This window comes from Caballeronia pedi, assembly GCF_001544915.2.
Lineage (GTDB): Bacteria > Pseudomonadota > Gammaproteobacteria > Burkholderiales > Burkholderiaceae > Caballeronia > Caballeronia pedi.
The window spans coordinates 342,000-364,605 of sequence record NZ_FCOE02000004.1 but is presented as its reverse complement, the minus strand read 5'-3'; the positions used below and the strand labels follow the sequence as shown (position 1 = coordinate 364,605).

At 62.9% G+C, this 22,606-nt stretch carries 23 protein-coding genes and 1 tRNA gene; 10 read left to right on the top strand and 14 right to left on the bottom strand.

Annotation, left to right across the window (positions count from 1 at the left end; all coding sequences use genetic code 11):
• The first annotated feature begins 10 nt into the window (after positions 1–10).
• Positions 11–763 carry a pyrimidine 5'-nucleotidase gene (locus AWB80_RS08850; RefSeq protein ID WP_061174248.1) on the top strand — a complete coding sequence of 251 codons (753 nt, stop codon included), beginning with the start codon at positions 11–13 and terminating at the stop codon, positions 761–763.
• Here AWB80_RS08850 and AWB80_RS08845 read toward each other — a convergent pair.
• Positions 749–1,069: a type II toxin-antitoxin system RelE/ParE family toxin gene (locus tag AWB80_RS08845; RefSeq protein WP_061174247.1), complete on the bottom strand. Its 321-nt coding sequence runs from the start codon at positions 1,067–1,069 to the stop codon at positions 749–751. The two genes, AWB80_RS08850 and AWB80_RS08845, sit on opposite strands and share 15 nt — an antisense overlap.
• Positions 1,066–1,347, bottom strand: a complete 282-nt coding sequence (locus AWB80_RS08840) for a type II toxin-antitoxin system Phd/YefM family antitoxin (protein WP_061174246.1) — start codon at positions 1,345–1,347, stop codon at positions 1,066–1,068. The genes AWB80_RS08845 and AWB80_RS08840 overlap by 4 nt, the downstream gene beginning before the upstream one ends.
• A 294-nt stretch (positions 1,348–1,641) precedes the next feature.
• Here AWB80_RS08840 and metX point away from each other — a divergent pair, with 294 nt between their 5' ends.
• Genes metX through AWB80_RS08820 form a run of 4 tightly spaced genes read left to right on the top strand, consistent with a single transcriptional unit; the run spans position 1,642 to position 5,635 of the window.
• A complete protein-coding gene (metX, locus tag AWB80_RS08835) occupies positions 1,642–2,787 on the top strand; it encodes a homoserine O-succinyltransferase MetX (RefSeq protein ID WP_061174245.1) in 1,146 nt (381 codons plus the stop codon).
• Positions 2,784–3,392: a methionine biosynthesis protein MetW gene (metW, locus tag AWB80_RS08830; protein ID WP_061116742.1), complete on the top strand. Its 609-nt coding sequence runs from the start codon at positions 2,784–2,786 to the stop codon at positions 3,390–3,392. The genes metX and metW overlap by 4 nt, the downstream gene beginning before the upstream one ends.
• Before the next feature lie 45 nt (positions 3,393–3,437).
• Entirely contained in the window at positions 3,438–4,724 is a 1,287-nt protein-coding gene (locus tag AWB80_RS08825) for an AmpG family muropeptide MFS transporter (protein ID WP_061174244.1), read from the top strand.
• Between the two features lie 35 nt (positions 4,725–4,759).
• Entirely contained in the window at positions 4,760–5,635 is an 876-nt protein-coding gene (locus tag AWB80_RS08820; RefSeq protein WP_244206444.1) for a M48 family metallopeptidase, read from the top strand.
• A gap of 2 nt (positions 5,636–5,637) precedes the next feature.
• Here the strand turns inward: AWB80_RS08820 and AWB80_RS08815 are convergent, their stop codons facing one another.
• The 5 genes from AWB80_RS08815 to gatC form a co-directional block, all read right to left on the bottom strand.
• On the bottom strand, positions 5,638–6,426 hold the full coding sequence (locus AWB80_RS08815) for an exodeoxyribonuclease III (RefSeq protein ID WP_061174242.1): 789 nt from the start codon (positions 6,424–6,426) through the stop codon (positions 5,638–5,640).
• Positions 6,427–6,454: 28 nt separating this feature from the next.
• Entirely contained in the window at positions 6,455–7,294 is an 840-nt protein-coding gene (locus tag AWB80_RS08810) for a polyphosphate kinase 2 family protein (RefSeq protein ID WP_061174241.1), read from the bottom strand.
• A gap of 137 nt (positions 7,295–7,431) precedes the next feature.
• Positions 7,432–8,901, bottom strand: coding sequence for an Asp-tRNA(Asn)/Glu-tRNA(Gln) amidotransferase subunit GatB (gene gatB, locus AWB80_RS08805; protein WP_061174240.1), 1,470 nt, complete (start codon positions 8,899–8,901; stop codon positions 7,432–7,434).
• A gap of 2 nt (positions 8,902–8,903) precedes the next feature.
• On the bottom strand, positions 8,904–10,400 hold the full coding sequence (gatA, locus tag AWB80_RS08800) for an Asp-tRNA(Asn)/Glu-tRNA(Gln) amidotransferase subunit GatA (RefSeq protein WP_061174239.1): 1,497 nt from the start codon (positions 10,398–10,400) through the stop codon (positions 8,904–8,906).
• A 61-nt stretch (positions 10,401–10,461) separates the two neighbouring features.
• Positions 10,462–10,761: an Asp-tRNA(Asn)/Glu-tRNA(Gln) amidotransferase subunit GatC gene (gene gatC / locus AWB80_RS08795; RefSeq protein WP_035509719.1), complete on the bottom strand. Its 300-nt coding sequence runs from the start codon at positions 10,759–10,761 to the stop codon at positions 10,462–10,464.
• A 376-nt stretch (positions 10,762–11,137) separates the two neighbouring features.
• Between gatC and AWB80_RS08790 the strand changes: the two genes are divergently transcribed.
• The 5 genes from AWB80_RS08790 (at position 11,138) to rodA (ending at position 17,537) form a co-directional block, all read left to right on the top strand.
• The gene (locus tag AWB80_RS08790) at positions 11,138–12,181 is read left to right on the top strand and encodes a rod shape-determining protein (protein WP_004189550.1); all 1,044 of its coding nucleotides are present in this window, start codon (positions 11,138–11,140) and stop codon (positions 12,179–12,181) included.
• Positions 12,182–12,380: 199 nt separating this feature from the next.
• Complete coding sequence (gene mreC / locus AWB80_RS08785) at positions 12,381–13,499, top strand: rod shape-determining protein MreC (RefSeq protein ID WP_061174238.1); 1,119 nt, start codon at positions 12,381–12,383, stop codon at positions 13,497–13,499.
• The gene (gene mreD, locus AWB80_RS08780) at positions 13,496–14,008 is read left to right on the top strand and encodes a rod shape-determining protein MreD (RefSeq protein ID WP_061174237.1); all 513 of its coding nucleotides are present in this window, start codon (positions 13,496–13,498) and stop codon (positions 14,006–14,008) included. Before mreC ends, mreD begins: the two co-directional genes overlap by 4 nt.
• A gap of 82 nt (positions 14,009–14,090) precedes the next feature.
• A complete protein-coding gene (gene mrdA, locus AWB80_RS08775; protein WP_061174236.1) occupies positions 14,091–16,364 on the top strand; it encodes a penicillin-binding protein 2 in 2,274 nt (757 codons plus the stop codon).
• Positions 16,365–16,388: 24 nt separating this feature from the next.
• Positions 16,389–17,537 carry a rod shape-determining protein RodA gene (rodA, locus tag AWB80_RS08770; protein ID WP_061174333.1) on the top strand — a complete coding sequence of 383 codons (1,149 nt, stop codon included), beginning with the start codon at positions 16,389–16,391 and terminating at the stop codon, positions 17,535–17,537.
• A 67-nt stretch (positions 17,538–17,604) separates the two neighbouring features.
• Here rodA and AWB80_RS08765 read toward each other — a convergent pair whose 3' ends face one another.
• The 7 genes from AWB80_RS08765 to AWB80_RS08735 form a co-directional block, all read right to left on the bottom strand.
• Entirely contained in the window at positions 17,605–18,285 is a 681-nt protein-coding gene (locus tag AWB80_RS08765) for a tetratricopeptide repeat protein (protein ID WP_061174235.1), read from the bottom strand.
• Positions 18,282–19,064 (bottom strand): HpcH/HpaI aldolase family protein, encoded by a 783-nt coding sequence (locus tag AWB80_RS08760; RefSeq protein WP_061174234.1) that lies wholly within the window; start codon positions 19,062–19,064, stop codon positions 18,282–18,284. Before AWB80_RS08760 ends, AWB80_RS08765 begins: the two co-directional genes overlap by 4 nt.
• Before the next feature lie 173 nt (positions 19,065–19,237).
• Entirely contained in the window at positions 19,238–19,684 is a 447-nt protein-coding gene (gene queD, locus AWB80_RS08755) for a 6-carboxytetrahydropterin synthase QueD (RefSeq protein ID WP_061174233.1), read from the bottom strand.
• Positions 19,685–19,704: 20 nt separating this feature from the next.
• Positions 19,705–20,337 (bottom strand): 7-carboxy-7-deazaguanine synthase, encoded by a 633-nt coding sequence (queE, locus tag AWB80_RS08750; protein ID WP_061174232.1) that lies wholly within the window; start codon positions 20,335–20,337, stop codon positions 19,705–19,707.
• A 37-nt stretch (positions 20,338–20,374) separates the two neighbouring features.
• The gene (queC, locus tag AWB80_RS08745) at positions 20,375–21,109 is read right to left on the bottom strand and encodes a 7-cyano-7-deazaguanine synthase QueC (RefSeq protein ID WP_061174231.1); all 735 of its coding nucleotides are present in this window, start codon (positions 21,107–21,109) and stop codon (positions 20,375–20,377) included.
• Positions 21,110–21,463: 354 nt separating this feature from the next.
• A complete protein-coding gene (locus AWB80_RS08740; protein ID WP_160147426.1) occupies positions 21,464–22,276 on the bottom strand; it encodes a glycosyltransferase family 8 protein in 813 nt (270 codons plus the stop codon).
• A gap of 213 nt (positions 22,277–22,489) precedes the next feature.
• Positions 22,490–22,565 (bottom strand) — tRNA-Phe (locus tag AWB80_RS08735).
• Positions 22,566–22,606: the final 41 nt, after the last annotated feature.

Here is a 22,606-nt window from a genome sequence, read left to right as displayed (position 1 = left end):
GTTTTCATATATGACCGCGCATCGCCCGTCCCGCCGCCGCCGCGTCAAGGCACGCGGCCCTGTCTGGCTCTTCGATCTCGACAACACGCTGCATCACGCGTCGCACGCGATTTTTCCGGCGATCAATCGCGGGATGACGCAGTACATCATGGATCGCCTGAATGTCGATGTCGACGAGGCGAACCGGCTGCGCGTCGGCTATACGGTGCGCTACGGCGCGACGCTGCTCGGGCTCGTCAGGCATCACGGCATCGATCCGGCCGACTTCCTGCGCGAGGTTCACACCTTCCCCGATCTGCCGTCGATGCTGCGCGCCGAGCGCGGCCTCACGCGAATCCTGCGCGCGCTGCCCGGCCGCAAGATCGTGCTCACCAACGCGCCGACGCTCTACGCGCGCACCGTGCTCGCGGAACTCGGCATCGCGAAGCTGTTCGAGCGCGTGATCGCGATCGAGGACATGCGCGAGGGCAGCCACTGGCGCGCCAAGCCCGATGCGCCGATGCTGCGCCGTACGATGCGCCGCGCGCACGTGCGTCTCGAAGACGCGATTCTCGTCGAGGATACGCGCGGGCATCTGAAGAGCTATCGGCGGCTGGGAATTCGCACGGTGTGGATCGTGGGGCATCTGCCGGTCGCGAAAACGTCGGGCGGCGGCATGTCCGTACGTTTGCCGGGCGTGGGCCGGCCGCATTACGTCGATCGCACCGTGCGCTCGCTGCGCGCGCTGACGTCATCGCATGGGCGGCGCCTACATTCGGAATAAGCGGCGCGCGAGGATGTCTTCGAGGTCAGAGCGCGCATCGACGACGAGATGCACGTAGATCGTGTCGCCCTCGATCTTGTAGATGATGCGGATCGTGCCGCTCGGCACTTCGTAGTAGCCCGACATGCGGAAGTCGACGAGTTCGGGCGGCGTCACGCCGTTGCGCGGCGCGGCTTCGATTTCGGCGATGGTATCCGCGATCCGGTTGCGCGTCGCGGCCCAGGCGGTGCCGCCGAACTTGTTGATGACGTAGCGCCGGAAATCCTGCAAATCCTGGCGCACCGGATCGAGAAAGACGGTCTTCACTTGATGCCTTCCGCGCGGTCCATACGCTCGATCTCGGCGAATACATCGGCTGCGCTCGTGCACTGACCGGCTTCGATGGTCTTCTGTCCCATCGCCAGAATCTTCAGCAGCGCGAGGGTCTGATGCACGTCCTCATACGACTGCACGTCCTGCACGACCACCCTGCCTTCGCCGTTCTGCGTGATGAGCATCGGCTCGCGGCTTTCGACGACATTGCGGATCATCTCGGCCGCACGGCTCTTCAGGTGACTGAGCGGTCTGACCCGGCTCGGTTTCATTTCCGTTCCTTGGCAAGACGAGACGATTAGACAATATAGACGCAAAAGCGGGCCATATCCAAGATGGCCGACATGGCGGCGTTATGACGATTTCCGCTATACTTCATCGCTAACGAGATTTTCTCGAACATCAACGACGCGCCGATTTGCTGACTCGATTGCGGGCGCGCGAACCTCAGGGCTGCATTGCCGAAGGTTCACTATAAATGCGGCTAAAGAGGTCGTCAGCCGCGCCATCGCTGTATTCACGCGCATCGCCGACACCGTTTAGCCGCTTGGTCAAAGGCGGAATGAATGGAATCGATCGGCATCGTCACGCCCCAAACACTGCGCTTCACCGAGCCGCTCGCCATGCAGAACGGCTCGATGCTCGGCGACTACGAACTCGTCGTCGAAACGTATGGCGAACTCAACGCCGCGCGCTCGAACGCCGTGCTGGTGTGCCACGCGCTGAACGCGTCGCATCACGTCGCGGGCATCCACGCCGATAACCCGAAGGACGTCGGCTGGTGGGACAACATGGTCGGGCCGGGCAAGCCGCTCGACACCAACCGCTTCTTCGTGATCGGCGTGAACAATCTCGGTTCGTGCTTCGGCTCGACCGGGCCGATGAGCATCGACGGCGCCACGGGCAAGCCGTACGGCGCGAGCTTTCCGGTCGTCACGGTCGAGGACTGGGTGAACGCGCAGGCGCGTCTCGCGGACCGCTTCGGCATCGAGCGCTTCGCGGCCGTGATGGGCGGCAGCCTCGGCGGCATGCAGGCGCTCGCGTGGAGCATGATGTATCCGGAGCGGCTCGCGCATTGCATCGTGGTGGCGTCGACGCCGAAGCTCTCCGCGCAGAACATTGCGTTCAACGAAACGGCGCGCTCGGCGATCCTCTCCGATCCCGATTTTCACGGCGGCGATTACTACGCGCACGGCGTGAAGCCGCGTCGCGGCTTGCGGGTCGCGCGCATGATCGGCCACATCACGTATCTGTCGGACGACGACATGGCCGTGAAATTCGGCCGCGCGCTGCGCCGTGCCGAAGGCGCGCTCGATGCGTACAACTTCAACTTCGATGTCGAATTCGAAGTGGAGTCGTATCTGCGCTATCAGGCCGACAAGTTCGCCGAATACTTCGACGCGAACACGTACCTGCTCATCACGCGCGCGCTCGATTATTTCGATCCCGCGAAGGCCTTCGACGGCGATCTCACGAAAGCGCTCGCCAACACGCAGGCGAAATATCTCATCACGAGCTTCGCGACCGACTGGCGTTTCGCGCCCGCGCGTTCGCGCGAAATCGTCAAGGCGCTGCTCGACAACAAACGCACGGTGAGCTACGCGGAAATCGACGCGCCGCACGGCCACGACGCCTTCCTGCTCGACGACGCGCGCTATCACAATCTCATGCGCGCCTATTACGAACGCATTGCCACGGAGATCGGCGCATGAACCAGCACACACTCGATTCGCTCGCGCTGCGTTCGGATTTTCGCGCGATCGCCCGCTGGGTCGAACCGCGCTCGACGGTGCTCGATCTCGGCTGCGGCGACGGCTCGCTGCTGTCGCTGCTCGGGGAAGAGCTCGAAGTGAAGGGTTATGGCATCGAGATCAACGACGCCGGCGTGCTCGCGTGCGCGCAAAAAGGCGTGAACGTGATCCAGCAGAATCTCGAAGACGGTTTGCGTCTTTTCGAAGACGACAGTTTCGATTTCGCGGTTCTTTCGCAGACGCTGCAGACGATTCATCAAACCGCCGCGATCCTGCGCGAGACGGTGCGCGTCGGGCGTCAGTGCATCGTGTCGTTTCCGAATTTCGGTTACTGGCAGCACCGGCTTTCGGTGATTCAGGGGCGTATGCCGGTGTCGAAGTCGCTGCCGTATCAGTGGCACAACACGCCGAACGTGCGTGTGCTCACGATCAAGGATTTCGAGGCGCTCGCGCCGGAAGTCGGCATCGAGATTCTGGACCGTGTCGTGCTGCACGACGGGCAGCCGGTCCGTTGGGGCGCGAACTGGCGTGGTAGTCTTGCGGTCTATCGCGTGAAGCGCCGGTAACGATGACCGGCGCGCTCGCGCATCGACAACTGCCTGCTATACGACATGCCTGATACGCCACACGAGGCGCCCGCTCTAACTGCTCACGAAGATCATCCCGGATGGCGCGCGTTTCTCAACAAGCGCATCCTCATTTGCGTCTTTCTCGGCTTCACGTCCGGATTGCCGCTCTTCACGCTGTACAGCTTGCTGCAGGCGTGGCTCACGACCGCGCATATCAATGTGAAGGAGATCGGCCTGTTCGCGCTGATCGGACTTCCCTATACATGGAAGTTCGTCTGGTCGCCGCTGATGGACCGTTACATTCCGCGCTTTCCGGGCTGGACTCCAGGCAGACGGCGCGGCTGGATGTTCCTTACGCAAGTGCTCGTGATGGTGGCGATCGGCTCGTTCGGGTTCTTCTCGCCGGAGCGGAATCTGTGGGCCGTCGCGGCGGTGGCCGCGCTCGTCGCGTTCTTCAGCGCGAGTCAGGACATCGTCATCGATGCCTATCGGCGCGAACTGCTCGCCGATACCGAACAAGGGCTGGGCAACGCGGTGCACGTCAATGCGTACAAGGTCGCGGGTCTCGTACCCGGTTCGCTGTCGCTGATTCTCGCGACCGTCCTGCCGTGGAAGACCGTATTTCTGATTACCGCCGCGTTCATGCTGCCGGGTCTCATCATGACGCTCGTCGTCAAGGAGCCGGCGATTCACGGCGCGCCGCCGAAGAGTCTGCGCGAGGCGATCGTCGAGCCGTTTCATGAATTCATCACGCGCGATGGCTGGCGCGCGGCGCTGCTCGTGCTCGGCTTCATCTTCCTGTACAAGCTCGGCGACACGATGGCGACCGCGCTCGCGACGAAGTTCTTCATCGACGTCGGTTTCTCGCTTGCGCAGATCGGCGTGATCGCGAAGGCGGTCGCGTTCTGGGCGAGCATCGCGGGCGGCTTGCTCGGCGGCATCGCGCTGGTGAAGATCGGCATCGCGCGCGGACTGTGGATCTTCGGCATTCTGCAGATCGTCGCAACGGTGGGCTTCGCGTGGCTGGCGAAGATCGGGCCGTCGCCGTTGGCGCTCGGCGTGCTGTACGGCTTCGAAACCTTCGCGACGGGTCTCACGCTCGCCACCTTCACCGCGTATATCGCGAGCACGACGGACCCGCGCTATACCGCGACGCAATTCGCGCTCTTCACGAGCCTCGCGGCGGTGCCGCGCACCTTCGCCGCGGCGGGCAGCGGCTATATCGTCAATGAAACCGGGTGGTTTTCATACTTCCTGATCTGCGTCGCGCTGTCCATTCCGGGCATGTTACTGTTGCCGAAAATCGCGCCCTGGAGAACTCAACGATGACGGTTTCTTGCAAGCTTCGCGCCTCGGTTTGCGCAATGGCATTGGCGTCGCTCGCGCCTTTGTTCGCGCATGGCCAGGACGAGCAGAAGACGCCGCCGCCGTACTCCGCGCCGAACAACCAGATCCGCTTCGGCAACACGGCGCTCTTTCGCAACCTGATTCCGCCCGCGACGCTCGAAGCGCAGTCGGCGGATGAATACAGGCAGGTCATACACGATGCCGAGCGCAACAAGACGCTGCTGCCCGATGACAACCCGCTCGTGAAACGCGTGCGCGAGATCGCGAATCACGAGATTCCGTTCGCGCTCAAGTGGAACGATCGCGCGAAGAACTGGAAGTGGGAAATCAACGTCATCAAGTCGCCCGAAGAGCGCATGGTGTGCCTGCCGGGCGGGAAGATCGTCGTGTATAGCGGGCTCATCGACAAACTGCGTCTGAACGACAACGAGATCGGCATGATGATCGGCCATGAAATCGCGCACGCGTTGCGCGAGCATGCGCGCGAGCGGCTCGGCAGACAGCAGGCGGCGCAGTTGAGCGCGGGCACGATGCCGCAGCTTTTCGGCTTCTCGAACTATGCGTCGCAGCAGCCGGATATCGGCGATCAATTGCTGTCGATGCGCTATTCCCCCGCCGACGAAACGGAAGCCGATGTGATCGGCAGCGAGATCGCCTCGCGCGCGGGCTATGATCCGCGCGCGGCCGTCACGTTGTGGAACAAGATCGATTCGGGAACGCGGCGCGCGGACGACGGCTTCGTGTGGCTGCATCCGTATGGGCCGGATCGCAGGCAGGACCTGCTCAAGCGGATGTCGGACATGATGCCGCTATATGCGAAGGCGGTGGGCAAGACTATCGATCAGTTGCCCAACTATGCGGGGATGGGGCGGTTCAAGAAGTCCGGCCGCTAGCCTTACTTCTTCGCCTTCGCGATCTTCCAGTCGTAATCAATAGTCAGCGGCGCGTGGTCGCTGAACTTGATGTCCCTGAAAATCGACGTCTTCTTCGCGGTCGCGGCGACTTCCTTCGTCGCGATCTGATAATCGATCCGCCACCCGACGTTCTTTGCATACGCCTGACCGCGATTGCTCCACCACGTGTACTGCTCGGGACGCTGATCGATTGTGCGGAACACGTCGACATAACCGACGTCGTCGAAGAGCCTGGTGAGCCATGCTCGCTCTTCCGGCAGGCAGCCGGAGTTCTTCTGATTGCTCTTCCAGTTCTTGATGTCGATTTCCTTGTGCACGATATTCACGTCGCCGCACAGGATCACTTCGCGCTCGTTCGAAAGCGCGTCGAGATGCGGCATGAACTCGTCCATGAAGCGGTACTTCGCCTGCTGACGCTCGTCGCCGCTCGACCCCGACGGCACATACACCGACACCACGGAAAGTTTCCCGAAGCGCGCTTCCACGTAGCGCCCTTCCGGATCGAACTCTTCCGAACCGAAGCCGATGATCACGTCATCCGGCTCATGACGCGTGTAGAGACCCGCGCCGCTGTAGCCCTTCTTCACCGCGTGCTGGAAATAGCCCTGAAAGCCGTGCGGCGCGAGGAATTCCGGCGTCAGATCGTCTTGCGAGCACTTGATTTCCTGCACGCAGACGACGTCGGATTTCTGCTCGCCGAACCAGTCGAAGAAACCTTTCTTGGCGGCCGAACGGATGCCGTTGAGATTGGCGGTAATCACGCGAAACATACGCTTGCTTCCTTTTTATCGATTTCGTTTAGTCGACCTTCACGCCCTTGAGCGATTCCTTGGCCGGCGGGAATTCGAGCTTCATGTCCTGCATCGTGCGCAACAGCAGTTCCGCGACCATCACGTTGCGATGCGTCTTCGAATTGCCCGGAATGATGTACCACGGCGCGTATTCCGTCGACGTCGCGCCGAGCGCGTCCGCGTACGCGGCCTGATAGTCGCTCCACTGCTTGCGCGCTTCGAGATCGGAGACGTCGAACTTCCAGTGCTTGGTCGGATCGTCGATGCGCGCCTGCAAACGCTCGCGCTGCTCGTCCTTCGAAATATGCAGAAAGCATTTGACGATGGTCGTGCCGCTGTCCGCAAGCAGCGACTCGAACGCGCGAATGTGGCGATAGCGACGCTCGCATTGATCGGCATCGATCTGCTTCAGCACGCGCGGCACGAGCACGTCTTCGTAGTGGCTGCGATTGAAGATCGCGAATTCGCCGGCCTGCGGCGCCTGCGCGTGCACGCGCCACAGGAAGTCGTGCGCGGCCTCGCGTTCCGACGGCGCGCGAAACGGCACGATGCGCAACCCGAGCGGATCGACATCGTGAAACACCGCGCGCACGGTGCCGTCCTTGCCGCTCGTGTCCATGCCTTGCAGCACCAGCAGCACGCGCTGGCGACGCTGCGCGTGGAGCTTCTCCTGAAGGTCATCGAGTTGCGCGCCGATCGCGGCGAGGCGTTCTCGGTCTTCTTCCTTCGCGCCGCTGGAAAATGGCTTCGCGGACGGGTCGATCGCGCTCAGGTCGAACGGCTTCAGTTTCTTGCCGGCGTCGAAGAACGGTACGCGAAAGTCGTCGAGTTCGGGTTTCTTTGCCATTTTTTTACCGTCGTCTAATGAAAACGGGCCGCTGCCAGGCTTAACCGGCAGCAGCCCGTTCATCCCGTTGGGGACACGCTGTCAGGATAACTTCGGTCTATCTCCGCTTACGCGGAGGAATGCCCCTGAAGGCCCTATCAGGATAACTTTTTCTTCAACAACTCGTTCACTTGCTGCGGATTCGCCTTGCCCTTGGTCGCTTTCATCGCCTGGCCGATCAGCGCGTTGAACGCCTTCTCCTTGCCCGCGCGGAATTCCTCGACCGATTTCTGGTTCGCCGCGAGCACTTCGTCGATGATCGCTTCGAGCGCGCCGGTGTCGGAAATCTGCTTCAGGCCCTTCGCATCGATGATGCGATCCGCCGCGCCTTCGTCCGTCGCCTTTTCTTCCCAGATCGTCTGGAAGATGTCCTTCGCGATCTTGTTGGAGATCGTGCCGTCGGCGATGCGCTGCACGATCAGCGCGAGCTGCGCGGCAGACACCGGCGACTCGCCGATATCGAGCGATTCGCGGTTCAGTTGCGCGGAGACGTCGCCCATGATCCAGTTCGCGGCGATCTTCGCCTGGTTCGCGCCCGCCTTCTGCACGAGCGCTTCGAAGTACGACGCCATCGCCTTCGACGAAGTCAGCACGCCCGCGTCATACGGCGTCAGACCGTACGTGTCGACGAAACGCTTCTGCATGTCCGCCGGCAGCTCGGGCAGTTCGCCCTTCACGCGCGCAATCCAGCTTTCCTCGATCACGAGCGGCATCAGATCCGGGTCCGGGAAATAGCGGTAATCGTGCGCGTCTTCCTTGCTGCGCATCGAACGCGTTTCGCGCTTGTCCGGATCGTAGAGACGCGTTTCCTGAACCACGGTGCCGCCGTCCTCGATCAGCTCGATCTGACGGCGCACTTCGAATTGAATCGCTTCTTCGAGAAAGCGGAACGAGTTCAGATTCTTGATTTCCGCGCGCGTGCCGAACTCCTTCTGGCCGACCGGCCGCACCGACACGTTCGCGTCGCAGCGGAACGAGCCTTCCTGCATGTTGCCGTCGCAGATGCCGAGCCACACGACGAGTCCGTGCAGCGCCTTCGCATACGCGACCGCTTCCGCCGCGCTGCGCATTTCCGGCTCCGTGACGATCTCGAGCAGCGGCGTGCCCGCGCGGTTCAGGTCGATGCCCGTCATGCCCGCGAAGTCTTCGTGCAGCGACTTGCCCGCGTCTTCTTCGAGATGCGCGCGCGTCAGATTGACGGTCTTCGAATACGCTTCCTTGCCCGCTTTTTCATTGGCCGGAACCTGGATCGTGATCTGACCGCCCTGCACGACCGGAATCTCGTACTGGCTGATCTGATAGCCCTTCGGAAGATCCGGATAAAAGTAGTTCTTGCGCGCGAAGATGCTGCGCGGTGCGATATGCGCGCCGATCGACAGCCCGAAGCGAATCGCGCGCTCGACGGCGCCGCGGTTCATCACCGGCAGCACGCCGGGCAGCGCGAGATCGACGGGACTCGCCTGCGAGTTCGGGCTCGCGCCGAACTGGGTGGGCGCGCCCGAGAAAATCTTGGAGACGGTGGAAAGCTGCGCGTGCGTTTCCAGACCGATGACGACTTCCCACTGCATGTTCACACTCCCGATGCCGATGGTGCCTTGCGGTGCCAGTCGGTCGCGCGCTGGAACGCGTCGGCGACCTGGAGCATCCGGGCTTCGTTGAAATAGTTGCCGACGATCTGCAGCCCGACCGGGCGATCCGCGTTCGCGCCCGCGCCGAAGCCGCACGGCACGCTCATGCCGGGCAAGCCCGCGAGACTGACGGACAGCGTGTAGATATCGGCGAGGTACATCTGCACGGGATCGTCGGCCTTCTCGCCGAGATTCCACGCGACCGTCGGCGCGACCGGTCCCATGATGACGTCGCACTGCTTGAACGCTTCCTGGAAGTCGCGCGCGATGATGCGGCGAATCTTCTGCGCCTGCAGGTAGTACGCGTCGTAGTAGCCGTGCGATAGCACATACGTGCCAACCAGAATTCGCCGCTTCACTTCCGGCCCGAAGCCTTCCGCACGCGACTTCTTATACATGTCGAGCAGATCGCGGTATTCGGCCGCGCGATGCCCGTAGCGCACGCCATCGAAGCGCGACAGGTTCGACGAAGCCTCCGCCGGCGCGATGATGTAGTACACGGGAATCGACAGCTCGGTCTGCGGCAGCGACACCTCGACGAGCGTCGCGCCGAGCGCTTCGTATTGCTTCAACGCCGCGTCGATGGACGCGCGCACGTCGTCCGCGAGTCCGGCGCCGAAGTACTCCTTCGGCATGCCGATGCGCAGGCCTTTCAACGGCTTGCTTGCATCATCGGAACCGTTCCACGTTTTGCCGATATGGCGCGTGTAGTCTTCGTTCTCGCGTTGCAGGCTGGTCGAGTCGCGCTCGTCGAAGCCGGACATCGCGTTGAGCAGCAGCGCGCAGTCGGCGGCGGTTTGCGCCATCGGGCCGCCCTGGTCCAGCGACGACGCGAACGCGATCATCCCGTAGCGCGACACGCGGCCGTAAGTCGGCTTGATGCCCGTGATGCCGGTGAACGACGCGGGCTGGCGGATCGAGCCGCCGGTGTCGGTGCCGGTCGCGGCGGGCGCGAGGCGCGCGGCCACGGCAGCGGCCGAACCGCCCGACGAACCGCCCGGCACGGCTTTCAGGTCCCACGGATTCTTCACCGCGCCGAAGTACGAATTCTCGTTGGACGAGCCCATCGCGAACTCGTCCATGTTGGTCTTGCCGAGGCACACCATGCCGGCGTGCTTCAGACGATCGACCACGGTCGCGTCGAACGGGCTCGCGTAGTTTTCGAGCATGTGCGAACCGGCCGTCGACGCCCAGCCGCGCGTGACGAACACGTCCTTGTGCGCGACCGGCAGACCGGTGAGCGCGCCGGCGTTGCCCTGCGCGATGAGGGCATCGGCGGCTTTTGCCTGTTCGAGCGTGAGCTCGCGATCGATGCCGATGAACGCATTCAGCGCCTTCGCGGCCTCGATGCGTTGCAGATACGACTGCGCCAGTTCGACCGCGGAGATCTCCTTCGAGTCGAGCGCGGCGCGCAGTTCGGTCAAGCTTTTTTGATGCATTGCAGTTCCCTGATGAGCGCGGTCTTCATTCCCGCGCGCGGTATCGCTGGATTGTCGACCGTTACTCGATCACCTTCGGCACGAGATAGAGCCCGTCTTGCACGGCAGGCGCGGATCGCTGGAACTCTTCGCGTTCGACGCGCTCTGAGACAGCGTCGTCACGCAGACGAAGCGCGACTTCCTCGATCTGTTCGATCGGGTGTGCGAGCGGTTCGATACCGGTCGTGTCGACGGCCTGCATCTGCTCGACGAGACCGAAAAAGTCGTTGAGCCGTGCAAGCGTGGGTTCGGCTTCGTGGTCGGGCAATTCGAGCCGCGCCAGATGCGCGATGCGTTTTACGTCGGTCAGGGTCAAAGACATGGAATCACCGGAGAAAACGTGGACGGCCCCAATCTCGAAAACCTTCGCTGTGACAGCGAGTTACGATCTCGAAAGGAGCTTACGGAAGCAGGGCTGGCGATGGTCAAAAGTGCCATCCTTTTCCTATAGATACCCACAAATTATAAGGTATCATTACACGTTCGACTCACCTCTGGAACGGCTTGTCAGCGGCTTTCTCCCTGAATCAGTGAATTGCGAGAAACGTTTGCGTGCAGCGTTCCATTCTGCGGTAGATTTCTTCCCGGAATTGCACTTCACGGCGAGCGTTCGCCGCCCTTGCAATCCGTTATTTTTTCCGCTGCCGTCCCCGGCGCTCCTCGCGACGAACGGCCACCCAGCGAGACAGGATTTTTGAATGTTCGGTTTTTTGCGCAGCTATTTTTCCAACGACCTGGCGATTGACCTCGGTACCGCCAACACGCTGATCTACATGCGCGGCAAGGGCATCGTCCTCGACGAGCCTTCGGTCGTTTCCATTCGCCAGGAAGGCGGCCCCAACGGCAAGAAGACCATTCAGGCGGTCGGCAAGGAAGCCAAGCAGATGCTCGGCAAAGTGCCGGGCAACATCGAGGCGATCCGCCCGATGAAAGACGGCGTGATCGCCGACTTCACCGTCACCGAGCAGATGATCAAGCAGTTCATCAAGACCGCTCACGAATCCCGCATGTTCTCGCCTTCGCCGCGCATCATCATCTGCGTGCCGTGCGGTTCCACGCAGGTCGAACGCCGCGCCATCAAGGAAGCGGCGCACGGCGCGGGCGCGTCGCAGGTCTATCTGATCGAAGAACCGATGGCCGCAGCCATCGGCGCGGGCCTGCCGGTGTCGGAAGCAACGGGCTCGATGGTCGTCGACATCGGCGGCGGCACGACGGAAGTCGGCGTCATCTCGCTGGGCGGCATCGTGTACAAGGGCTCCGTGCGCGTCGGCGGCGACAAGTTCGACGAGGCCATCGTCAACTACATCCGCCGCAACTACGGCATGCTGATCGGCGAACAGACCGCCGAAGCCATCAAGAAGGAAATCGGTTCGGCGTTCCCCGGCTCCGAAGTGAAGGAAATGGAAGTCAAGGGCCGCAATCTGTCCGAAGGCATTCCGCGCAGCTTCACTATCTCGAGCAATGAAATTCTCGAAGCGCTGACGGACCCGCTGAACCAGATCGTGTCGTCGGTGAAGATCGCGCTGGAACAGACGCCGCCGGAACTCGGCGCGGACATCGCCGAGCGCGGCATGATGCTGACGGGCGGCGGTGCGCTGCTGCGCGACCTGGACCGCCTGCTCGCGGAAGAAACGGGCCTGCCGGTGCTGGTCGCCGAAGACCCGCTGACCTGCGTGGTGCGCGGCTCGGGCATGGCGCTCGAGCGCATGGACAAGCTCGGCAGCATCTTCTCGTACGAGTGATCTCCCTGCTGAAGGCTTTCGCCCTTGTTTCTCCGGGCGTGACGGTCTTCGACGCGAGAGCCAAAAGCACCCGCGTAACGCGACGCGCGCACGGCCCGGCTTCTGTCCGGGCCGTTGTCGGAACAGCGTAGGGCAGGTCTCGCCGCCGGCGAGATAACCTGCAGCATCGATCCATCCGTTCACGCCCTCGGCGCCGACCATGGAATACAGTCCGCCGCCACTCTTCAAGCAAGGCCCCTCCGCGCTCGCGCGCCTGATTTTCTTCGTGGTGCTCGCCATCGCGTTGCTGATCTCGGACGCCCGCTTCAGCACGCTGGAAATCGTTCGCGGCATGCTCGGCGCGGGGCTTTATCCGTTGCAGCGCGCGGCGCTCGTGCCGCGCGACATCTTCATGGGCGCGGCCGACCTCGCCGTGACCAGCGCGACGCTGCGCAGCGAAAACGCGAAGCTCGCCGATAAAAACCTGGAGCTTTCCGTGAAGGCAGGCGATGCGGCGCAGCTCGCCATCGAGAATGCGCATCTGCGCGCGCTGCTCAATCTGCAATCGCGCGCGAGCACCGAAGAGACGCCCGCCGAAATCCAGTACGACACGCGCGATCCGTTCACGCAGAAAGTCGTGATCGGCAAGGGTTCGCAGCAAAATATCCAGGACGGCGCGCCGGTCGTCACCGAAGACGGTGTGATCGGCCAGGTCACGCGCGTGTTTCCGTTGCAATCGGAAGTCACGCTGCTCAGCGACAAGGATCAGGCCGTCCCCGTGCAGATCGCGCGCACCGGCTTGCGCAGCGTGATCTACGGCACGCCGAAAGGCGATACGCTCGATCTTCGCTTCGTGCCGATCAGCGCCGACGTGCAAGCCGGCGACGAACTCGTGACGAGCGGCCTCGACGGCATCTATCCGCCGGGCTTGCCGGTGGCGAAGGTGCTGCGCGTCGACAAACAGGCGGACACTGCGTTCGCGCGCGTCGTCTGCGTGCCGATCGCGGCGGTGCGCGGCGCGCGCCAGCTGCTCGTGCTGCACTACAACCTGAACGTGCCGCCCAATCCGATCGAAGTCGAAGCGGCCGCGGCCGCCAAGGAAGCGAAGGAAAACAAGGGCAAGAAGAAAGCCACACCCAAGGCGGCGGCTGCGGCGGGCGCAAGCGGCGCATCGGCGGCTGCGGCGGCGTCCGCGCCGGCTGCGGCCGCAACGGCGGCGAAGCCCGCCGAGGCTCCTCCGGCGAAAGCGGCCGCACCCAAGGCGGCATCGAGCGCGGCGGCGAAGCCGTCGAAGAAGGCGAATGCGCCGAAGCCCGCATCCTCGGGAGCCGCGCGATGAACCGTCCGCAATACATCCTGCAGCCGGTCAATCCGTACTTCATCACGTTCAGTCTCGCCGCTGCGTTTCTGCTGAATCTGATGCCGTGGGGACGGCTCATCGGCGTGCCGGATTTCGTCGCGCTCGTGCTGCTGTTCTGGAACGTGCATCAGCCGCGCAAGGTCGGCATGGGCATCGCGTTCATGCTCGGCATTCTGATGGACGTCCATAACGCGAATCTGCTCGGCGAGCACGCGCTGGCTTACACGCTACTTTCGTACGGCGCGATCACCATCCACCGCCGCGTGCTGTGGATCTCGCTGCCGGTGCAGATGTTCGTCGTGGCGCCGCTGCTGGTGGGCGCGCATCTCGTGCCGTTCATCATCCGCCTGATGACGGGCGCGGCGTTTCCCGGCTGGAGTTATCTGGTCAACGGATTCGTCGAAGCGCTGCTCTGGCCGATCGCGAGCTTCCTCTTGCTGATGCCGCAACGCCGCGCCGCCGATCCGGACGACACGCGCCCGATCTGAGCGCGACCGCGCGGCGCCGGGTCACCGAATAAACCGCCGCGCGCGAACTACACTTGAATCGCGAGCAAACCGCGAAAGCTGCATGACCGAAATAAAGAACACCGAGCAACAGTTGTCGAAGTTCCGCCTGCGCGTCGCGGCGGCGGGACTGTTCGTGTTCGTCTGCTTCGGGCTGATCGGGCTGCGCTTTCTGTATCTGCAGGTCTGGCACTTCAGCAAATACTCGTTGCAGGCGAACGAAAACCGCATTTCCGTCGCGCCGATCGTGCCGAACCGCGGCATCATCACGGACCGCAACGGCGTCGTGCTGGCGAAGAACTATTCCGCCTATACGCTCGAAATCACGCGTTCGAAGATCAACGGCACGCTCGACGAAACCATCGACGAACTCTCGCAGGTCATTCCGATCGACGCGCGCGACCGCCGGCGTTTCAAGAAGGTGCTCGAAGACTCGAAGAATTTCGAAAGCCTGCCGATCCGCACGCGCCTCACCGATGAGGAAGTGGCGAAGTTCACGGCGCAGCGCTTTCGCTTTCCGGGCGTCGAAGTGCGGGCGCGCCTGTTCCGCCAGTATCCGCTCGGCGCGACCGCCGCGCATGTGATCGGCTACATCGGCCGGATCTCGCAGCGCGATCAGGAGCGCATCGACGACGCGAGCGACGCCAACGACGAAAGCTCGGATCACTACGATCCGCGCCTCGACGCCAACAATTACAAGGGCACGGACTACGTAGGCAAGATCGGCGTCGAGCAGAGCTATGAGACCGAGTTGCACGGTCTGACCGGTTTCGAGGAAGTCGAAGTGACGGCGGGCGGCCGGCCGGTGCGCACGATGTCGCGCACGCAGGCGACGCCGGGCAACAACCTTCAGTTGTCGCTGGATATCGGCTTGCAGCAGGTCGCGGAGCAGGCGTTCGCGGGCAAGCGCGGCGCGCTCGTCGCGATCGAGCCCTCCACCGGCGACGTGCTCGCGTTCGTCTCCGCGCCGAGCTTCGACCCGAATTCGTTCGTCGACGGCATCGATCAGCAAACCTGGGACGCCCTCAACAATTCGCCGGATCACCCGCTCCTGAATCGTCCGCTGCACGGCACGTATCCGCCGGGCTCGACGTACAAGCCGTTCATGGCGCTCGCCGCGCTGACGCTGCACAAGCGCACGCCGGGCTGGGGCTTTCAGGATCCGGGCTACTTCACCTTCGGCGGCCACACGTTCCGCAACGACGTGCGCTCGGGCCAGGGCTGGGTCGACATGAACCGCGCGATCGTCGTGTCGAACGACACCTACTTCTACATGCTCGCGCGCGATCTCGGCGTGAATGCGATGGCCGGCTTCATGAAGCCGTGGGGCTTCGGACAGATCACCGGCATCGATATCGCTGGCGAGGCGCGCGGCATTCTCCCGTCGACCGAATGGAAGCGCAAGGCGTATCGTAAGCCCGAGCAGCAGCGCTGGTATGAAGGCGAAACGATCAGCCTCGGCATCGGTCAGGGCTACAACTCGTTCACGATCCTGCAACTCGCGCACGCCACGGCGACGCTCGCGAACAACGGCGTCGTGATGAAGCCGCACCTCGTGCGCGATATCGAAAATCCGATCTCGAAGGCGACGCGCGCCGTCGTGCGCGATCCGAGCGACAAGATCCCGGTGCAACAGAAAGACGTGGATTTCATCAAGCGCGCGATGGAAGGCGTCGTCACCAACGGCACGGCGGCGAAGGTGTTCGCGGGCGCGCCGTATCTGGCGGCGGGCAAGACCGGCACGGCGCAGGTCTATTCGTTGCAGGGCGCGAACTACAAGGGGCACGCGCTCGCCGAACATCTGCGCGATCACGCGCTGTTCATCGCATTCGCGCCCGCCGAGCAGCCGAAGATCGCGCTCGCGCTGATCGTCGAAAACGGCGGCTGGGGCGCGGAGTCCGCCGGCCCGATCGCGCGCAAGGTGCTCGACTACTATCTGATCGACCGCATGAAGCCGGGCGCACAGGCGGCCGCGGTTGCCGCGGCGGCATCGGCGACGGAAGATACCGGTCTGCCGATGATCGGCGGCACGCAATCGCCCGCAGCCGTCGCGTTGCCTGCGTCGGTCGCGAATTCGTCGCCGGCGTTTTCGCCGCAGGCCGCGTCGAATCCGGCTGTCGCGAAGTCGATTATCGCGCCGCCGCTCGCGGCTTCCGCCCCGAAACCCTCGACGCCGCGCGCCGCATCCGCGCCGCCTGCCGCCGCGCTTCCCGCGTCGACGCCGGGCCGCGCGCCCGCGCCAAAAAAACGCCCGGCCGAGCCGACGCCCACCATGGTGCGCGGCAATGAAAACGACGCTGTGCGCGTTCTCGCGCCGTCCGGCGGCATCGACGAGTAAAGGAAAACCGCCATGCAACTGCACATGCAATTCGACAAGCGCGAAATGCTCGACCGCGCCAAGCGCATGTTCGCGGGGTTCGACAAGCCGCTCGCGCTCATCGTGTTCCTGCTGCTGTGCGTCGGCATCGTGACGCTGTACAGCGCGAGTCTCGACATGCCCGGGCGCGTCGAAGACCAGCTTCGCAACATCATGCTGACCTTCGGCCTGATGTGGGTGCTCGCCAACATCCCGCCGCAAATGCTGATGCGGTTCGCGGTGCCGCTCTATACGGTCGGCGTCGCGTTACTGATCGCTGTCGCCGCGTTCGGGCTGACGCGCAAGGGCGCGAAACGCTGGCTCAATGTCGGCGTGGTGATCCAGCCGTCGGAAATCATGAAGATCGCGATGCCATTGATGCTCGCGTGGTACTACCAGAAACGCGAAAGCAATATCCGCTGGTGGGATTACATCGTCGGATTTCTGATTCTGATGCTGCCGGTTGGCCTGATCGCGAAGCAGCCCGACCTGGGCACGGCGGTGCTCGTGTTCGCGGCCGGCATGTTCGTCATTTATTTCGCCGGATTGAGTTTCAAGCTGATCCTGCCGGTGCTCGTGGCGGCGGTCATCGCGGTGGCGAGTATAGCGGTGTTTCAGGACAAGATCTGTCAACCCGATGTCGTCTGGCCGATGATGCACGACTACCAGAAACACCGCATCTGCACGCTGCTCGACCCGACCTCCGATCCGCTCGGCAAAGGCTTCCACACGATTCAGGCGGTGATCGCGATCGGCTCCGGCGGCACGCTCGGCAAGGGCTGGCTGAAAGGCACGCAGGCCCATCTGGAATTCATCCCCGAAAAGCACACCGACTTCATCTTCGCCGTGTACGCCGAGGAGTTCGGGCTCGCGGGCGGACTCGTGCTGCTTTTCCTCTATATGGCGCTGATCGCGCGCGGGCTGTATATCGCGGCGAACGGCGCGACCTTCTTCGGGCGATTATTGGCCGGATCGCTCACGCTCGCGTTCTTCACTTACGCGTTCGTCAACATCGGCATGGTGAGCGGGATTCTGCCCGTGGTCGGCGTGCCGCTGCCGTTCATGAGCTACGGCGGCACCGCGCTGACGACGCTCGGCGTCGCGGCCGGGCTGATCATGAGCGTCGCGCGGCAAAAGAGGTTGATGCAGAGTTAGCGATGATCGCTCGCGTCAAAGCCAAAGCCGTGGATTCGTCCGCGGCTTTTTTGTTTGCCGACGCGCTTCACTGCGGCTTTTGCTGCTCGAGTTCGGCGCTCAGTTGCAGATATTTGAGCTTGGCGGCCGGATCGCCCTGCGCGGCCGCCGCCGCGTAATACGCGCGCGCCACATTCAGATTGCGCTCGACGCCGTCGCCGCCGCGCTCGTAGAACGAACCCGCGACGTATTGCGCCGTCATGTCGCCGCCTTCCGCTGCCTTCTTGTACCAGGCGAACGCCTGCACGTTGTCGCGCGCGGTGCCGCGTCCGTCGAGAAACTGGTTCGCGAGCGCCAGTTCGGCCTGCACATGGCCCTGGTTCGCCGCGCGCAGGAACCAGCGATGCGCCTCCGCCGGATCTTTCTCGACGAACTGGCCGTCGTCGTACATCTTGCCGTACACGTATTGCGCGTGCGTCATGTTAGCGTCGGCGGCGCGGCGCAGCCACTTCTTGCCCTCCGGCACGTCCGCCGCGCCGCCTTCGCCATTGAGCAGCATCATCGCGTAGTTGAATTCGGCGAGCCGGCTGCCGCGCTGCGCCGCACGGCGAAACTCCGAACGCGCCGCGACGAGATTGCCCGCGTTGTAGTCGGCGACGGCGTTCTGCGTCGCGATGTCGGTCGGCTTGGGCGCGTTGTCGGCGTGGGCCGCGCCCGCCGATATCGAGAGGCTCACCGCTGCGACGACCGACGCTATCGCGGATTTCATGATCTCGCCTCCTGCAACGCCTGGCGCGTCGCCTTCAAGAGCCACATCACATCCGCGCCGATCGCGACGAGCTTGATGCCCGCCTGCGCGTACTGCCGCGCGCTCGCGGCATCGAGCGCGAAGATGCCGCTCGCGATGCCCGCGCGATTCGCCGCATCGACGATTTTCGTGATCGCCGCCTGCACGTCGGGATGCTTGCCGTCGCCGAGATGACCGAGGCTCGCCGCGAGGTCCGCAGGGCCGATGAACAGGCAGTCGATGCCCGGCGTCGCGGCGATCTCGTCGACGGCTTCGAGCGCCGCCACGGATTCGATCTGCACGATCGTCGCGATCTGCGCATTCGCGCCCGCCATGTAGTCGCGACGCATGCCGTATGCCGCCGCGCGCACCGCGCCCGCGACGCCGCGCAAGCCATCCAGCGCCGCCGTGGTCGGATACTGGGTGAGCCGGACGATGCGCGCCGCCTCTTCCGCCGACTGCACGTTCGGGAACATGAGCGTGCGCGCGCCGGCATCGAGCGCGCGCTTCACGAGCCAGCCTTCGTTGGCCGGCACGCGCACGATCGGCTCGCTCGGCAGATGCGCGGCCGCGATCGCGCGCAACTGCGCGACGACATCGGCGCTATCGTTCGGCGAGTGTTCCATGTCGATGCAGAGCCAGTCGAAACCCGCGTGGGCGAGGGCTTCGGCGGCATCGGCGCTGCCGAGCGACAGCCACAGGCCGAACAGGGTGCCCGTTTCGGAGAGGCGCTGCTTGAGGGGATTGGTGAATGTGCTCATCGCGCGGTCCCTTCGTTGGGTCGAAGGATGACCGCACGCGGTCGCGGCAGAGAAAACGACGGAAGAAGTGACGGCATGCGCGCTCCGTGTCTCGTCGCCTCGGATGGCGGGCGACTCATCGGACGATCATACCGTGCCAGAAGCGCACGCGCCGGGCGTGCCTTGGGCGCGCCTCAGTTGCGCTCGACGTCGGCCCAGCAGTTCGGCGTTTCGTACAAACGCACGCGATTGAGCTTGAGATTGACGCCGTAATGCGCGTCGTAGACGTTCGCGAGAATGTTGAACGCGACCGCCGCGAGGTTCTCGACAGTCGGAATGCGATCCAGCACGACGGTCTTGTGATCCGACAGCGTCTGGAGGAATTCGCGCACTTTGACATCGCCTTCATAGACGATGAACGCGTGGTCCCACTTGTTGACGAGATGCTCCATCGCGAGCGCTTTCACGTCGGCGAAGTCCATCACCATGCCGCGATCGGGCGCGCCTTCCACGTCGACGAGGTCGCCTTGCAGCGTGATTTCGAGCACGTAGCGATGGCCGTGCAAATTGCGGCACTGGCTGCGGTGATCGGGGATGCGGTGGCCCGCATCGAATTCGAGTTTTCGGGTAATCGTCTGCACGTCGGCTGACCGTCTTATATTCAGGGGATGTTCAGGTATTTGTGCGTCTGCATCGACAGGCGCCACTTCGGATGGCGCTTGCACCAGTCGATCGCCAGCTTCGTGTTGATGTCGCGCGACGGGCCGTCCATCGGCTGCACGAGAAAGTACTCGAAATCGAGCTTCTCGTATTCCGCAAGACGCTGGTTGTCCTGCGGCACCACGACTTTCAGTTCATTGCCCTTCGTCACGACGAGCGGCGCGTCGGCCTTCGGGCTCACGCAAATCCAGTCGATGCTCTCGAGCACCGGCAGCGAGCCGTTGGTCTCGATCGCCATTTCGAAGCCCGCGTCGTGCAGCGCATCGACGAACGGCTGGTCGATCTGCAGCATCGGCTCGCCGCCCGTACAGACGACGAACCTGTGCCCCGCGCCTTCCGGCCACAGCGATGCGATCTTTGCGACGAGCTCCGCTGGCGTCCTGTACTTGCCGCCGTTCTCGCCGTCCGTGCCGACGAAATCCGTATCGCAGAACTGGCAGACCGCGTCCGCGCGATCTTCCTCGCGCCCCGACCACAGGTTGCAGCCCGCGAAACGGCAAAACACGGCCGGGCGCCCGGCATTGGCGCCTTCGCCCTGCAACGTGTAGAAGATTTCCTTTACCGCATACGTCATGACTGCCCTGTCTGCCTCGTAAAACCCGTCGTAAAAATCAAACCGGCGCGGTGGTGACCTGCTCGCCCGCGCGATACGCCTCATAACCGCGCTTGCGCAGTTTGCAGGCCGGACATTGGCCGCAGCCGAAGCCCCAGTCATGCAATTCGGCGCGCTCGCCGACATAGCACGTGTGCGTTTCGATGCGGATCAACTCGACGAGCGCTTCGCCGCCCAGCGTTTCCGCGAGCCGCCAGGTGTCGGCCTTGTCGAGCCACATCAGCGGCGTTTCGACCGCATAACGCGTTTCCATGCCCAGATTGAGCGCGACCTGCAGCGCTTTCATCGTGTCGTCGCGGCAATCCGGATAGCCTGAGAAATCCGTCTCACACATGCCGCCGACCAGCACCTTCAATCCGCGCCGATACGCCACCGCCGCCGCGATCGTCACGAACAGCAGATTGCGCCCCGGCACGAACGTGTTGGGCAGGCCGTTCGCGGTCGCCTGGATCTCGATCTCGCGGGTCATCGCGGTGTCGCTGATCGCGCCGAGCACGGACAGATCGATCATGTGATCTTCACCCAGACGCTCGGCCCACTGCGGAAACTCGCGCGCGACCGCGGCGCGAAAGCCGTCGCGGCATTCCAGTTCCACGCGATGCCGCTGTCCGTAATCGAAGCCGAGGGTCTCGACCGTCTTGTAGCGTTCGAGCGCCCAGGCGAGGCACGTGGCCGAGTCCTGGCCGCCGGAGAACAGCACGAGCGCGCTGTCTTTAGCGTCTATCCGAGTCACCGTGAAAACTCCGTACTCCGTGAATGAGAAGGCGTCGCGCGCCGCACAGGCTGTCGGAGTGACCGGACTTTGCCGGGGCACGTTGCGGGCGCGACGTATGCGAGTCCAGTATAGGCCGGCGACCCTCGCCCGTACGCGCACGCCTTTTATGCCGCCGATAGCGGAACGTGAGACGGATGAGCGAGCGATTCGGAGCGTCGAAAAGAAAAGGACTTGCGGGTCCGAGGACGAGGCAAGTCCTTAATTCGACGCGAATTTTATCACGGAGCGGGGTTGTTCGCCGAGCTCGGGCGCGGCCGGCGTTGCAAAACGCGCGTTACAGCGAGTTCCTGGCGCCGAGGTCGGTCGGCGCTATCAGGCACATTCAGAGACTCGGTCCACGACTCGGCCCTGAGCGGCATAGTGGCGCCAGAGGCCGACAATCGCGGCAGTCGTGCAATTATCCTTCCACGGTTTGACATCACCAACGAAATGAAGAACAGCCGGATTTTCAGCTGCCAACATTTCGTTGAACCCCGCATCGGTAAAATCAGGCGCGAACACCATCCTGTTCCATTTTGTATCGAGCACGATCTTACGGCCGTCCGCGTACTTATTGATCAGGCATTGATCGGGAAAAAACAACCTCTCCTCGTTTTCCCGATAGACGATTTTTGATTTTTCAAACATGTCGTCTCTTCTGAGTGCATCCAGATCCATGAGCATCACGCCACTGTTGATGTACGGATCGCCGGGGCTTCTTGGTAGGGTATGCGCGGCGGTCGCCGATTGAGGGTCCAGTCTGCCAGCGATCCATTTATCACCCATTTCAATGGAGAAAAGCGGACCGAGGTCGGACAGAACGAGCGTATCGGCATCGATATAGATGGCGCGCGAATCCTGAATCATTGCCGGAATCATCAGGCGCAGATACATGGCGCGCGAAAAATAAAAAGTAGCCTTCCAATTACTGCAATGGTCTAGCGACGCCGCCACCACGCTGATCGACAATCCCGTTTTCTGCTCGACGGCGCCTGCGATCGGAATGATGTCCGCCTCATCTCCACAGGGAACAATCCAGACAACCCGAAGAGGGGATTGCGTGTTCGAGTTCAACGAACATGTGGATACGGCAGCATATGGTGCGTATTCCTTATCGATGCAGTAAACGACAGTGACAACGGACAAATTTTGCTCCTCAAGAATTTTTCCCCATTTTCTCAACAGGGTCAGAGCAAAAGTATCCGCCTTTTCCGAAATACTCGATTTTCACTGCGTTTTGACTGTAAAAAAGAGGGCAATGCTTGCGCTTGGCTGCGACGTCCTGTCCGCAGGCAAGCAATCCCGGCGCGCGCCAAGCAAAAAGCCCAGTCAAATGACTGGGCTTTTTGCCTGAAACTATGGTGGCCTGGGGCGGAATCGAACCACCGACACGCGGATTTTCAATCCGCTGCTCTACCAACTGAGCTACCGGGCCAACGAAGAAGTGAGACTATAGCAGAGAGAATCGCGCCCCTC

Coding starts and splice junctions, on each gene's coding strand:
- AWB80_RS08840 (WP_061174246.1), bottom strand. CDS start 1,347: ATGAAACCGAGCCGGGTCAGACCGCTCAGTCACCTGAAGAGCCGTGCG.
- AWB80_RS08820 (WP_244206444.1), top strand. CDS start 4,760: ATGGCATTGGCGTCGCTCGCGCCTTTGTTCGCGCATGGCCAGGACGAG.
- mreD (WP_061174237.1), top strand. CDS start 13,496: ATGAACCGTCCGCAATACATCCTGCAGCCGGTCAATCCGTACTTCATC.
- AWB80_RS08850 (WP_061174248.1), top strand. CDS start 11: ATGACCGCGCATCGCCCGTCCCGCCGCCGCCGCGTCAAGGCACGCGGC.
- mreC (WP_061174238.1), top strand. CDS start 12,381: ATGGAATACAGTCCGCCGCCACTCTTCAAGCAAGGCCCCTCCGCGCTC.
- gatA (WP_061174239.1), bottom strand. CDS start 10,400: ATGCATCAAAAAAGCTTGACCGAACTGCGCGCCGCGCTCGACTCGAAG.
- gatB (WP_061174240.1), bottom strand. CDS start 8,901: ATGCAGTGGGAAGTCGTCATCGGTCTGGAAACGCACGCGCAGCTTTCC.
- AWB80_RS08790 (WP_004189550.1), top strand. CDS start 11,138: ATGTTCGGTTTTTTGCGCAGCTATTTTTCCAACGACCTGGCGATTGAC.
- metW (WP_061116742.1), top strand. CDS start 2,784: ATGAACCAGCACACACTCGATTCGCTCGCGCTGCGTTCGGATTTTCGC.
- AWB80_RS08810 (WP_061174241.1), bottom strand. CDS start 7,294: ATGGCAAAGAAACCCGAACTCGACGACTTTCGCGTACCGTTCTTCGAC.
- AWB80_RS08815 (WP_061174242.1), bottom strand. CDS start 6,426: ATGTTTCGCGTGATTACCGCCAATCTCAACGGCATCCGTTCGGCCGCC.
- gatC (WP_035509719.1), bottom strand. CDS start 10,761: ATGTCTTTGACCCTGACCGACGTAAAACGCATCGCGCATCTGGCGCGG.
- AWB80_RS08760 (WP_061174234.1), bottom strand. CDS start 19,064: ATGAGCACATTCACCAATCCCCTCAAGCAGCGCCTCTCCGAAACGGGC.
- metX (WP_061174245.1), top strand. CDS start 1,642: ATGGAATCGATCGGCATCGTCACGCCCCAAACACTGCGCTTCACCGAG.
- rodA (WP_061174333.1), top strand. CDS start 16,389: ATGCAATTCGACAAGCGCGAAATGCTCGACCGCGCCAAGCGCATGTTC.
- AWB80_RS08765 (WP_061174235.1), bottom strand. CDS start 18,285: ATGAAATCCGCGATAGCGTCGGTCGTCGCAGCGGTGAGCCTCTCGATA.
- queE (WP_061174232.1), bottom strand. CDS start 20,337: ATGACGTATGCGGTAAAGGAAATCTTCTACACGTTGCAGGGCGAAGGC.
- mrdA (WP_061174236.1), top strand. CDS start 14,091: ATGACCGAAATAAAGAACACCGAGCAACAGTTGTCGAAGTTCCGCCTG.
- AWB80_RS08825 (WP_061174244.1), top strand. CDS start 3,438: ATGCCTGATACGCCACACGAGGCGCCCGCTCTAACTGCTCACGAAGAT.